This window comes from Kocuria sp. UCD-OTCP, assembly GCF_000349605.1.
Lineage (GTDB): Bacteria > Actinomycetota > Actinomycetes > Actinomycetales > Micrococcaceae > Kocuria > Kocuria rosea.
In genome coordinates this window covers 13,348-25,614 of record NZ_AOSQ01000013.1, presented here as the reverse complement: position 1 = coordinate 25,614, position 12,267 = coordinate 13,348, and the positions used below count along the sequence as shown (strand labels likewise).

Annotated in this window: 11 protein-coding genes, 1 tRNA gene and 1 riboswitch; of the genes, 9 read left to right on the top strand and 3 right to left on the bottom strand. The window is 73.9% G+C overall.

The features are described from left to right. Positions 1-11 precede the first annotated feature (11 nt). Entirely contained in the window at positions 12-569 is a 558-nt protein-coding gene (locus tag H488_RS36005; protein ID WP_017832741.1) for a DUF3027 domain-containing protein, read from the top strand. A 53-nt stretch (positions 570-622) separates the two neighbouring features. Continuing rightward, complete coding sequence (locus tag H488_RS24300; RefSeq protein WP_017832740.1) at positions 623-1,843, top strand: MFS transporter; 1,221 nt, start codon at positions 623-625, stop codon at positions 1,841-1,843. Here the strand turns inward: H488_RS24300 and serC are convergent. Further along, positions 1,840-2,979 (bottom strand): phosphoserine transaminase, encoded by a 1,140-nt coding sequence (gene serC, locus H488_RS24295; RefSeq protein WP_017832739.1) that lies wholly within the window; start codon positions 2,977-2,979, stop codon positions 1,840-1,842. The genes H488_RS24300 and serC overlap by 4 nt on opposite strands. A 234-nt stretch (positions 2,980-3,213) precedes the next feature. Here serC and H488_RS24290 point away from each other — a divergent pair, with 234 nt between their 5' ends. From H488_RS24290 to H488_RS24275, 4 genes are all read left to right on the top strand, one after another. Next, the gene (locus tag H488_RS24290) at positions 3,214-3,900 is read left to right on the top strand and encodes a metal-dependent transcriptional regulator (RefSeq protein ID WP_017832738.1); all 687 of its coding nucleotides are present in this window, start codon (positions 3,214-3,216) and stop codon (positions 3,898-3,900) included. Positions 3,901-4,258: 358 nt separating this feature from the next. Further along, positions 4,259-4,408, top strand: a riboswitch (cyclic di-AMP (ydaO/yuaA leader). 5 nt (positions 4,409-4,413) lie between these two features. After that, complete coding sequence (locus tag H488_RS24285) at positions 4,414-5,073, top strand: C40 family peptidase (RefSeq protein WP_017832737.1); 660 nt, start codon at positions 4,414-4,416, stop codon at positions 5,071-5,073. 273 nt (positions 5,074-5,346) lie between these two features. Beyond that, on the top strand, positions 5,347-6,240 hold the full coding sequence (locus tag H488_RS24280) for a C40 family peptidase (protein WP_017832736.1): 894 nt from the start codon (positions 5,347-5,349) through the stop codon (positions 6,238-6,240). A gap of 131 nt (positions 6,241-6,371) precedes the next feature. Continuing rightward, positions 6,372-6,638, top strand: coding sequence for a hypothetical protein (locus H488_RS24275; protein WP_017832735.1), 267 nt, complete (start codon positions 6,372-6,374; stop codon positions 6,636-6,638). Here the strand turns inward: H488_RS24275 and H488_RS38395 are convergent. Beyond that, on the bottom strand, positions 6,556-7,947 hold the full coding sequence (locus H488_RS38395; RefSeq protein ID WP_017832734.1) for a DUF4031 domain-containing protein: 1,392 nt from the start codon (positions 7,945-7,947) through the stop codon (positions 6,556-6,558). The two genes, H488_RS24275 and H488_RS38395, sit on opposite strands and share 83 nt — an antisense overlap. 62 nt (positions 7,948-8,009) lie before the next feature. Between H488_RS38395 and H488_RS24265 the strand changes: the two genes are divergently transcribed. Beyond that, positions 8,010-8,082: transfer RNA gene (locus tag H488_RS24265), tRNA-Arg, on the top strand. A 95-nt stretch (positions 8,083-8,177) separates the two neighbouring features. On the opposite strand, the gene H488_RS24260 is transcribed toward H488_RS24265, so the two are convergent. Next, a complete protein-coding gene (locus H488_RS24260) occupies positions 8,178-8,852 on the bottom strand; it encodes a hypothetical protein (protein ID WP_017832733.1) in 675 nt (224 codons plus the stop codon). Positions 8,853-9,003: 151 nt separating this feature from the next. Between H488_RS24260 and H488_RS24255 the strand changes: the two genes are divergently transcribed. Next, positions 9,004-9,732, top strand: coding sequence for an integrase (locus tag H488_RS24255; RefSeq protein ID WP_109222567.1), 729 nt, complete (start codon positions 9,004-9,006; stop codon positions 9,730-9,732). Positions 9,733-9,787: 55 nt separating this feature from the next. After that, a complete protein-coding gene (gene pcrA, locus H488_RS24250; RefSeq protein ID WP_017832731.1) occupies positions 9,788-12,256 on the top strand; it encodes a DNA helicase PcrA in 2,469 nt (822 codons plus the stop codon). Positions 12,257-12,267: the final 11 nt, after the last annotated feature.

Here is a 12,267-nt window from a genome sequence, read left to right as displayed (position 1 = left end):
GGAGACCAGCAGTGACCGAGGAGACCGTCCAGGACGCGCCCGCCGAGGCCGTGCCGCCGGCGCCCGAGCAGGCGGCACCGGTGGCGGCGGCGCCCCGCCGTCGCCGGGCCCCGAAGCAGGACCCCCTGCTCGTGGCCGACGTCGCCACGGCTCGCGCCGGGGTGGAGCAGATCGCGGAGCCCTCGCAGATCGGCGGCGGTCACCGGGTGACGGTGGAGGAGGACCGGCTGGTCGTCCACCACTTCGAGTGCACCCTGCCCGGGTACCGGGGCTGGAACTGGTTCGCGAGCCTGGCCCGCGCCCCGCGCAGCAAGGCGGTGACGGTCTGCGAGGTCGGCCTGCTGCCGGGGGAGGATGCCCTGCTGGCGCCCGAGTGGGTCCCGTGGTCCGCCCGCGTCAGCGCCGAGGAGAAGGCCCAGGAGGAGCAGGACCGGGCCGAGGACGAGGCCGGGGAGACCGCGGCGGCCGGCGGGCCCGAGGGCTCCGGCGGCGCCCCCGACGGCGAGCCGGCGTCCGGTGACCGGGCCGAGGACACGCCGGTCCCGCCGCAGGAGGGCGAGGAGCTCTGACCGTCCCGCCGGGGACCGCGAGGACGGACGAGGCCCCGGAGCCCGCGCGCGGGATGTTCCGGTCCTTCCGGTTCCGCAACTACCGGCTGTGGTTCCTGGGCGCGCTCGTGTCCAACATCGGCACGTGGATGCAGCGCACGGCCCAGTCGTGGCTGGTCTTCGACGAGCTCTCGGACCACGACGCCACCGCCATGGGCGTGGTGACGGCCCTGCAGTTCCTGCCCCAGCTCTTCCTCGCGCCCTGGGCCGGCGTGCTCGCGGACCGGCTCGACCGGCGGCGCCTGCTGCTGTGGACCCAGACGGCCATGGCGGTGCTGGCGGCCGGCCTGGGGGCGCTGGTCCTGGCCGACGCGGCCACCCTGTGGCACGTCTACGGCTTCGCCCTCGCCCTGGGCGTCGTCTCCACCCTCGACGCCCCCGTGCGCCAGACCTTCGTCTCGGAGATGGTCGACGACGCATACCTCTCCAACGCCGTGGCCCTGAACGCGACCTCGTTCAACGCCGCACGGATGATCGGGCCCGCCGTGGCCGGCGTGCTCGTGGCCGCCATCGGCTCGGGCTGGGTGTTCCTCCTCAACACGCTGACCTTCGGCGCGATGCTCGCCGCCGTCCTGGCGATCCGCGCCGACGAGCTGCGCGGGATGCCGCGCTCCGGCCGGGGGCGGGGCCAGATCCGGGAGGGGCTGGCCTATGTGGCCGGCCGCCCCGACATCGTGGCGGTGCTGGTCACCATCTTCCTCATCGGCACCTTCGGGCTGAACTTCGCGGTCTTCCTGGCCGCCATGGCCGGACCCGAGTTCGGCCGGGGCTCGGAGACCTTCGGGCTGCTCAACTCGGTGCTCGCGGTCGGCACGGTGGCCGGGGCCCTGCTCTCGGCCCGGCGCCGCAGCGCCCGGCTGCGCTACGTCTACGGGGGCAGCGCCGTCTTCGCCCTCAGCTGCCTGGGCGCGGCGACGGCGCCCACCCTGCCGCTGTTCGCGCTGTGGCTGGTCCCCTGCGGGCTGTCCTCCCTGACCATCATGACCACCGCCAACGCGTACGTGCAGTCCACCACCTCGCCGGTGATGCGCGGACGCGTCATGAGCCTCTACATGGCCATCTTCATGGGCGGCACCCCGATCGGGGCGCCGGTCGTCGGCTGGATCACCGACGCCCTCGGGGCGCGCTGGGGCATGGGGGTCGCCGTGGCGGCGGGACTCGGCGGGGCCCTGGTGGGCTTCGTCGTCTGGCTGCGGCTGCGCGCGGAGCGCTCCGCGCCCGAGAACTCCGGCTAGCGCCCGGCTCCTCCGCGGAGCTGCTCGACGACGTGGTCCACGCAGGCCAGCAGCCGGGCGACGTCGTCGGGCTCGATGGAGACGAACGTGGCGATCCGCAGCTGGTTGCGCCCCAGCTTGCGGTAGGGCTCGACGTCGACCACGCCGTGGGCGCGCAGGACCGCCGCGACGGCGGCCGCGTCCACGGCGGCGTCGAAGTCCACGGTGGTGATCACGGTGGAGCGGTCCTCGGGGCGGGCCACGAACGGGGACGCGAAGGACGAGGCCTCGGCCCACCCGTAGACCAGGTCCGAGGAGGCCTTCGTGCGGGCCGCGGCCCAGGTCATGCCGCCCTGGTCGTTGAGCCAGCGGACCTGCTCGTCGAGCATCACCAGCGTGGCCAGGGCCGGGGTGTTGTAGGTCTGGTTCTTCCGGGAGTTCTCCAGCGCCGTGGTCAGCTGCAGGAAGTCGGGGATCCACCGCCCGGAGGCGCCGATCCGCTCGATCCGCTCGATCGCCGCGGGGGAGAACGCGCCCAGCCACAGTCCGCCGTCCGAGCCGAAGTTCTTCTGCGGGGAGAAGTAGTAGACGTCCGCCGCGGCCACCTCCGCGGCCATCCCCCCGGCGGCCGAGGTCGCGTCCACCAGCACCAGCGCGTCGTCCGCGATCCCGGAGGGCCGGTGCACGGGCGCGGCGACACCGGTGGAGGTCTCGTTCTGGGGCCACGCGTAGACGTCCACGCCCTCCTCCGCCCGGGCGTCCGGGCGGGTGCCGGGGGCGGACTCCACGATCGAGGAGGGCTCCAGGAACGGTGCGCCGTCGGTGGCCTGGGCGAACTTCGCGCCGAACTCCCCGAACACCAGGTGCTGGGCCCTCCGCTCGACCAGCCCGAACGCGGCGGCGTCCCAGAACGCGGTGGCCCCGCCCAGGCCCAGGAGCACCTCGTGGCCGGAGGGCAGGCCGAGGAACTGCGCGAGGCCCTCCCGCACCGAGCCCACGAGCTCCTGCACCGGCGCCTGGCGGTGGGAGGTGCCGAGCAGGCCGGCCCCGGCGCGCGACACGGCCTCGACCTGTGCCGGACGGATCTTGGAGGGGCCGGCGCCGAAGCGGCCGTCGGCGGGCAGCAGGTGCTGGGGGATGGTGACGTGTGCGGGCAACGGGCGCTCCCTCGTGGGTGACGTGCGGCGGGTGGTGCGCGACGGGCACGGCCGCCGCGGAGGCCGCTCGCGCCGTTCGCGACTCGGCCCATTCTGCCCCACCCGCGGACGGCGGGCCCCGCGGGCGCCTCCTCCCTCCGGGCGGCCGGAGGGCTCGCGCACTAAGCTCGTGCGGGAAGACCGGACCGGGCGGGATCCCCGGGCCGGGACGGCCGGACGAAGGATGACTGAGGCATGAGCGACCTGATCGACACCACGGAGATGTACCTGCGGACCGTCCTCGAGCTCGAGGAGGAGGGGATCACGCCGATGCGGGCGCGGATCGTCGAGCGCCTCGACCACTCCGGGCCCACGGTCTCGCAGACGGTGTCCAGGATGGAGCGGGACGGGCTGCTGACGGTGGGCCAGGACCGGTCGCTGCTGCTCACCCCTGCCGGCCGTGAGCGTGCGGTGCAGGTGATGCGCAAGCACCGGCTGGCGGAGCGGCTGCTCGCCGACGTCATCGGCCTGGACCTCGCCCAGGTGCACGACGAGGCGTGCCGGTGGGAGCACGTGATGAGCGAGCAGGTCGAGCGGCGGCTCGTGGACCTGCTGCACAGCCCCCGGTACTCGCCGTACGGCACGCCGATCCCCGGTCTGGCCGCCCTCGGGGTCGAAGAGAGCCCCGCAGCGGCGCACCCCTCCCTGCTCGACGCCGCCCGCCACGACCCGGACGGGTCGCACACCGTGGCGCTGCTGCCGGAGGTGGTCCAGGCGGACGCGGACCTCCTGGGCGTGCTGAGCGACGTGGGAGTGCTCACCGGGGCGGAGGTCACGGCCCGGGTGGACGGTCAGATCGTGCGCATCGAGGTGGCGGCCACGGGGCGGTCCGCGGAGATCGACCTGCGCACCGCCGCGGCCATCCGCGTCCTCGCTCCCTGAGGCGCCGCCGTCTCCCGGAGCGGGGCGGCGAACGGTTCTTCCCGGGTGTGGGGACGTTCACAAGCCACTTTCGGCCAGTCCGGCCCGAGCCGGACCCCGGAGGCGCGGCTTCCCTGGTGACAGGCGGATTCCCAGGGCGCTCGAAGACACTGCACAGCTCGTCACAGGTGCGAATTGATTCGACCTTTCCTCTCAATAGCTACTCATTGAGACCCGCAGCGTTGTCCGGCTGTTATCTGTCGTGATCAAAACGTGACACTTCCGTAATCTGTCATGTACTGTTCAACGCGTGCCGATCACTGGTCGGATCGGCGCCCTCGGAGCACATCGCCGAATTCTGCCGGTGCCCGTGGCCTCTACACAGAAACTGCTTGGCAGAAGCGGGGGAACCACTTTCGGTCCCGGTGATCCGGGTCCTTGGGGTTAAGTCGTCAGAGCGCGTGCGTTCTGCGGCCGGGTGTCTCCCACCCGAATCCGACAGCTCACCTCGTAGGCAAAGGGAGGAACTCAACCATGTCGCTTTTCACGCTGAACGCTGCCCGCCACCGTGCCGAGACCACCTCGCACGTCGTGCGCAACACCACCATCGCCGCCGCTGCCGGCGCCGCGATGATCGGCTCCGTCGCCCCGGCCCAGGCCTTCGCTCAGGCTCCCGTCGAGACCGGCGCGGCCTACTCGGCCCCGGCCTCCGCCTCGCTGGCCGAGTACTCCTCGTACACCTACCAGGCCCCGGTCGCCGCGCAGCCCGCCGCTCCCGCCTACGAGGCCCCGGCCCCGCAGCAGACCGCCGCCACCTCGAGCGTCACCCCGCAGTCCACCGCCACCACCGAGATCGCCCCGGCCGCCGGCGGCGTCGTGGGCACCGCGATGTCCGCGCAGGGTGCGGGCTACGTCTACGGCGGCACCGCCTACGGCGCCTGGGACTGCTCCGGCTTCACCCAGTGGGTCTTCGCCCAGAACGGCATCGACCTGCCCCGGACCACCTGGTCCCAGTTCGCGGCGGGCACCCCCACCGCCAACCCGCAGCCCGGTGACCTCGTCTCGCAGAACGGCGGCGCCCACGTGGGCATCTACATCGGCGGCGGCAAGATGATCTCCGCCCTCAACCCGACCCAGGGCACCCAGGTCCACTCCGTCAACGCCATGCAGCTGGACGGCTACTACACCTTCTGATCCGGTCCGCCGCCCGCGACGACCCCGCTCGTCGCGGGCGGCACCCGATCACCCCCCCCACCCCGCACGCCGAGAACCGCTCTCCCGGTTCCCGGCGGTGCCTGCTGTCCGACCGGACGGCGCCCCCTCCTCCGCTCGCCGGCCGTCGTTCCCGATCCCGGAACGCACCCCTGCCGGACACCGGCCCACCCCGCGCACTGCCCGGGGCGATCCGTGCTGTCACCCGCGCCCTCCGGCAGGCCCGGCTCCGAAAGAAAGTCGTCTGAACTCCTCATGACCCGTGATCTGACCTCCTCGAACGGCATCGGCTCGCTCTTCTCCGGCAAGGCCCGCACCGTGGCCGCCGTGGCCGCCTTCTCCGGGCTGGCCCTCGCCACCACCGTCTCCGTGCAGGCCGCTCCGGCCCAGGACGCCTCCGCCGACGCCCCGCTGTCCGCCGTGGCCGCGGCCACCCCCGCCGCGGCGCCCGCCGTGTCCCTCGAGCCCGTCGCCCACGTGCAGAAGGTCGAGTCCGACCGGAAGTCCGAGAAGAAGGCCGAGCGGCAGAAGGTCGAGACCCCGGTCGTCGCGGCTCCCGCCGTGGCCGCTCCGGCGCCGAAGGCCGCCGCCGCGCCCGCCCCGGTCGCCGCCCCGAAGCCGGCCGTGCAGGCGGCTCCGGCCCCGAAGCCCGCCGCCGCGCCGGCCCCGAAGCCGGCCCCGAAGCCCGCACCGGTCGCCGCGCCGAAGCCGGCCGTGCAGGCGGCTCCGGCCCCGAAGCCCGCCGCCGCGCCCGCCCCGAAGCCGGCCGTGCAGGCCGCTCCGGCCGCCCAGCGCACCGTCACCCCGCAGAGCTCGGCTTCCGGCAAGGGCGCGACCATCTCCTCCGCCGCCATGGGCCAGCTCGGCGTGGGCCAGGACTGCACCGCGCTCGTCACCAACGCGCTGCGCGCCGCCGGCATCAACCACCACGGCTGGCCGGCCTCCTACCTGAGCCTCGGCACGCAGGTCTCCGCCGGCCAGGCGCAGCCGGGCGACCTCGTCTACTACGCCGACGGCGGCATGGGTGCGGCCCACATCGGCGTCTACATCGGTGGCGGCAAGGCCGTCCACGGCGGCTGGAACGGCGGCACGACCGTCATCGACAGCGTCAACGTGGGCTCCGGCCCCGTCTACGTCCGCGTGCGCTGACCGCACGCGAGAGCACCGCTTCGGGTGCGCGGTTCCTGGTCGGCCAGACGGGAACCGCGCACCCGCTGTCATCCCGGCGCCCACCGCGCCGGCCACCCCGGCGCCCCGGCGGCGGCCGATAGACTGGCCCCATGTCCACCGACTACAGCCGCAACGCCCGCACGAGCCTGGATCGCGAGTACGCCTACATGGCCTACGGCATGATCGGCGGCGCCGTGCCAGGCATCGTGGCCGGCTTCGTCGTCGCCGCGTTCGTGGGGCACGCCGCGATGTGGCTCTCGGTGTTCGGGGGCATCGGGATCGTGCTCGGCCTGATCACCGGGATCCTGCTCCACCGGAGGCGGCACGCTGCGGCCGTGACCGAGGACCGCCGGGAGCGCGGCGCAGCGCCGGAATGACGTGCTCCCGCAGCAGCGGGGCCAGGTCCGCGGGCAGCGCGCCGGGGGAGTCCTCGTCGACGGGCTGCCAGCGCAGCTCCTCGATCTCCGCGAGCGGCACCGGCCGCCCCGTGAGAGGTGCCGTGAACACGGTGCACCGCACCCACGTGCCCGCCTCGTTCGCGGCCGGCGCCACGAACACCCCGAGCGGGCGCAGCTGGGCGGCGTCCAGCCGCAGCCCGACCTCCTCCGCGGTCTCCCGCACGGCGGCGGCCGCCGGGGACTCGCCCGGGTCGAGCTTGCCGCCCACCAGCATGAAGCGCTCCGTGCCCCGCTTGCGCACCGTCAGCAGCGCCCCGTCGTCGTCCCGCAGGCACACGGCGGTGATGGTCAGCACCTCGGCGTCCGCCGGGGGAGCGTCCGGGGACACCTCGGCGGCCGCGCGCAGCCGGCCGATCTCCTCGTCGAGGTTGCGGGCCGCCGCCGGACCCCACCGGTCCTGCGCCGCGGCGGTCCGGAACAGCGGATACCGGCCCCGGAGGTCCTCCAGCACCTCCAGCCGGGCCCGGGCGAACTCCGGTCCGGGCACGTGCGCGTACTCCTTCCGCACGCCCGCCGCGTAGGCGGCGTACCCGTCCGGGTCCGCGCCGAGCACGGAGAGGTCGGCGTCCAGGAGCACCCGTCCGGCGGCGTCCCCCTCGGGGACCCGGTGCCCGAGGGTGAGCAGGACGAGCCGCTCGACCTCCGCCACGAGCGGCGCGGCGAAGCCGGCGGCGCCCAGCCGGGTGCGGGCCAGCTCCGCCGACTCCCGCTCGTCCGCCCCGGGGCGGCCCCGGTAGACGGCGTCGTGGAACCACGCGGCGAGGACCAGGGCGGCGGACCGGTCGGGATCGAGGTCGACGCCGGGCCGCAGCAGGTCGACGGCCTCGAGCACCGCCAGCAGGTGGGCGGGACCGTGGTAGTGCCGGTGCGGCTCGCTCCACCGGTCCACGAGCTCCTCGCCCAGCGCCGGGTGCCCCGGGAAGCGGGCGGCCCACCGCCGCAGCAGGACCCGGGCGATCCGGTCCGGGCGCGCCCGCGCCGGGACGCGCAGCCCGCTGCGCACGAGCAGGCGCGTGAGCTGCCGCCCGTCGACCGGCACCGCGCCCGCGGCCACCGCCCGCCGGTACAGGCTCTCCGGCACGTCGTAGTGGTCCCGGTCGAAGGCGCGCCGGGCCACGCCCAGCCGGTCCGCGAAGTCGTGCAGCTCCTCGTAGGAGGTGTCGGAGACCAGGTGCGAGAAGTGCGTCCCGCGGGCGGGCCAGAGCGGCGGATCGATGTAGACGGGCATGCGACCGATCCTAACGGGGCCGGTTAGCGGGGGTCCGGGGGACCCCCTAGACTGTTCGCGTCGCCCTCGTAGCTCAGGGGATAGAGCACGGCTCTCCTAAAGCCGGTGTCGTTGGTTCGAATCCAATCGGGGGCACGCACGGACGCCCCGGACCGCACGGTCCGGGGCGTCCTTTTGTCCGGAACGGAACCGGCGGGGCCGGGCGGCCTCCGCGCGACCGGGAGCCGGGCTCACCCCCGCTGTCCGGAACGCGGGTCCTGCCGCGGGGCGCCGGCGGTCCTCGACCGGCGCCGCAGGGCCTCCACGGCCACGGCCCCGGTCACGGCGAGCAGCAGCACGAGCAGCACCCAGCGGGCGATCACCAGCACGGACGCCGTGGTCACGGCGGCGCCGTCCCCGGGGTCCGCGAGAGCGGCGTCGATGGCCGCGTTGCCGGCCAGGGACACGGACGCGAAGCCGAGCACCACCGCCGAGCGCAGCCACCGCCGGGCTCGGGACTGCGTGTTGACCGCCACGAACAGCAGCCACGCCAGCCCCACGAACAGCGGCGCCAGCAGCCCGGAGGAGCCGTGCACCGCCTCGTACTGGGCGAGTCCCTCCTCGCCCAGCGCCGCGGCGAGCCGCTGGGCGTGCGCCTGGTCGAAACCGCCCGGCATCCACTCGGGCAGGGTCAGCCCGCCGGCCGCGGCGGCGCCGAACCGGGGGAGGACCCCGGCGTGCACCCAGAGCCACAGGAGCGCCGAGACGGACATGGCCACGCCCACCACGAGGCCCGAGCTCGACCTCGTGGGCTCGGGGCGGAGCTCACCGGGAGCCGCCTCGTGCAGGCGGGTGCCCCGGGCCGGTCCCGGGGGTGCCGCGGTGCCGCCGTGCTTGCGTGCCTTCTGTGCGCGTGTCAGTCCCATGCCCCCATTATCCGGCGCGCGCGCCCGCCGCCCAACGCCGGGACCGCGGGGTAGGCTGGGGCCACCCGCACCGGCCCTGACGGGCCGCACGGGGGGCGGACCGGCCGACGACGACCGGGCGCTCGACGAGGACGACACGGAGGTGCCGGTCATGGAACTGTCCATCGGACTCCCGGACGGCCTGCTCATGCGGCTGACCGAGGGCAACGTGCTGACGCTGTTCGAGAAGGACCACGAGACGGTGCGCCGCACGGTGGACTGCTCCGTCCTCGGAGGCGCCCCCATCGCCGACATGGTGTGGTCGCACAAGCTCTCGGCCGTGATCGTGGCGGTGCCCTCCCTGCACCGGCTCTTCCGCTGGGACCCGTACACCGACGTGCTGTACGAGTTCGCCGGCACGGGCGAGTCCGGGCGGCGGGACGGGAAGGCGGCGCAGGCGAAGTTCGCCGCGACCGTCTCCATCACCGAGGACGGCAACGGCACGCTGTGGCTCATCGACCGGGACTCCTCGTCCCTGCGCTGCATCGAGATCGACACCGACAAGCCCGACGGCTCCCCGCAGGTCTGCACCGTGGTCGGCCGGGCGGGCGCGGGGTTCGCGGACGGGCCCGCGGACGTGGCCCAGCTGGACCACCCCGAGGACCTGCAGATCCTCTACGACGGCTCCATCGTGATCGCCGACACCGGCAACGACGCCATCCGGCACCTCGACCCGGCCAGCCGGGAGCTCGACACCGTCTACGGCGGAGGGACCGAGGGCTCCGTCGAGTTCGACGACGACATCGAGCTGAAGCGGCCCGTCCGGGTCACGGTCGCCGACTCGGAGCTGTGGGTCGAGGACGACAACGGCCGGCACCGGCTCGAACTGCACTTCGTCTGAGGGCCGTTCCCCGGCCGGCCCGGCTGTCACCGGGCCTCGGTAGACTGGGTCCACGATGGACTACCTCTTCGACAACCCGCTCCTGCCCTCCGCCTCCGTGGCCCGCCCCGGCACCGACGCCCGTCCGAGGCGGGGCACCGTCTCCGCCGAGGCCCTGGTGGAGGGGCTCAACGACCCGCAGCGGGCAGCCGTGGAGCACTCCGGCTCACCGCTGCTGATCGTCGCCGGCGCCGGCTCCGGAAAGACCCGGGTGCTGACCCACCGGATCGCGCACCTGCTGGCCACCGGGCGCGCCCACCAGGGCGAGATCCTGGCGATCACGTTCACGAACAAGGCCGCCGCCGAGATGCGCGAGCGCGTGGTGGAGCTGGTGGGGGACTCCGCGAGGTCGATGTCGATCTCCACCTTCCACTCCTTCTGCGTGCGCGTGCTGCGGCGGGAGGCCGCCAGCGTGGGCCTGAAGTCGACCTTCTCCATCTACGACTCCGCCGACTCCCTGCGGCTGCTCACCCTCGTGGCCAAGCAGCACGACCTCGATCCGAAGCGCTTCGCCCCCAAGAGCATCCAGCACCGGATCTCCGCGCTGAAGAACGAGCTCGTCGACGACGAGACGTACCTGTCCCGGGTCTCCGAGACCGACCCCTTCGAGAGCGCCGTGGCCCAGGTCTACCGCGGCTACACGGAGCGGCTGCGCGCGGCCAACGCCATGGACTTCGACGACCTCATCGCCCAGACCGTGCACATGCTCCGGGCGTTCCCGCAGGTCGCCGAGTACTACCGGCGGCGGTACCGGCACGTGCTCATCGACGAGTACCAGGACACCAACCACGCGCAGTACGCGCTGGTCCGGGAGCTCGTCGGGACGGGGGCGGACGCCGGGACCGGGCCGGGGGCGAGCCCCGTGCCGCCCGCCGAGCTGACCGTCGTGGGGGACTCGGACCAGTCGATCTACGCGTTCCGCGGGGCCGACATCCGCAACATCGTCGACTTCGAGCAGGACTACCCCCAGGCCCGCACCATCCTGCTGGAGCAGAACTACCGGTCCACCCAGAACATCCTCACCGCGGCCAACGCGGTGATCGCCAAGAACAAGGGCCGCCGGGACAAGCGGCTGTGGACGGCCTCCGGCAGCGGCGAGAAGATCACCGGCTACGCCGCCGAGAACGAGCACGAGGAGGCCCGCTTCATCGCCGAGGAGATCGACCGTCTCCAGGACGAGGACGGGTACCGCCCCGGCGACGTCGCCGTGTTCTACCGCACCAACGCGCAGTCCCGCTCTCTCGAGGAGATCCTCATGCGCGTGGGCCTGCCCTACAAGGTGGTGGGCGGCACCCGCTTCTACGAGCGCAAGGAGATCAAGGACGCCCTGTCCTACCTGCGCGCGATCGTGAACCCGGACGACGACATCAACGTCCGCCGGATCGTCAACGAGCCCAAGCGCGGCATCGGCGACCGCGCGGAGGGCGCCGCCGCGGCCCTCGCCGAGCGCGAGCGGGTCTCCTTCATGGCCGCGCTGCGCCGCGCCGACGAGGCGCCCGGCATGGCCACCCGCTCCCTGAACGCGGTCAAGGCCTTCGTCCAGCTCATGGACGACCTCGCCTCGGTCGCCGAGGGCTCGGGGGCCGCCACGGTCCTCGAGGCCGTCCTGGAGCAGTCCGGATACCTCGCCGCGCTGCGCCAGTCGCAGGACCCCCAGGACGAGTCCCGGGTCGAGAACCTCGCGGAGCTCGTGGCCGTGGTCCGCGAGTTCGAGCGGGACCACCCCGAGGCCGGGCTGCCCGAGTTCCTCGAGCACGTCTCCCTCGTGGCCGACGCCGACCAGATCCCGAACCGGCCCGCCGCCGGCACCGAGGGCGGACCGAGCGCCGAACAGATCGCGGCGGAGGTCGCCGAGGCCCGCGCCCAGGGCGTGGTCACGCTCATGACCCTGCACACCGCCAAGGGCCTCGAGTTCCCCGTGGTCTTCCTGACCGGCATGGAGCACGGGCTGTTCCCGCACCAGCGCTCCCTCACGGACGAGAAGGAGATGGAGGAGGAGCGGCGGCTCGCCTACGTGGGGCTCACCCGGGCCCGCGAGCGCCTCTACCTCACCCGCTCCGAGTTCCGCTCCATGTGGGGGCAGTCCCAGTACAACCCGGCCAGCCCGTTCCTCGACGAGATCCCGGCGGAGCTCCTCGACTGGAAGCGCGAGGGGTCCTCGGCCCCGGCGTCCTGGGGTTCCTCGCTGCACGGCGGCTCCGGGCAGCGGGACCCGATGCGGGGGTCCTACTGGGGCGCCGCCGCGGCGTCGAACGCGGCCTTCGAGCGGATGGCACCGTCCCGGGCCACCACGGCCGGACGGGTCCAGCCCAACAAGGAGATTCCCAGTCTCGCGGTCGGCGACACCGTGGACCACACGGCGTTCGGGAAGGGCACCGTGGTGTCCCTCGAGGGCGCCGGCGACAAGACCGTGGCGAAGGTGCGCTTCGGGGCCGACGAGAAGCGGCTGCTGCTGCGCTACGCGCCGCTGACGAAGGTCGGCTGAGCCGACCCGGT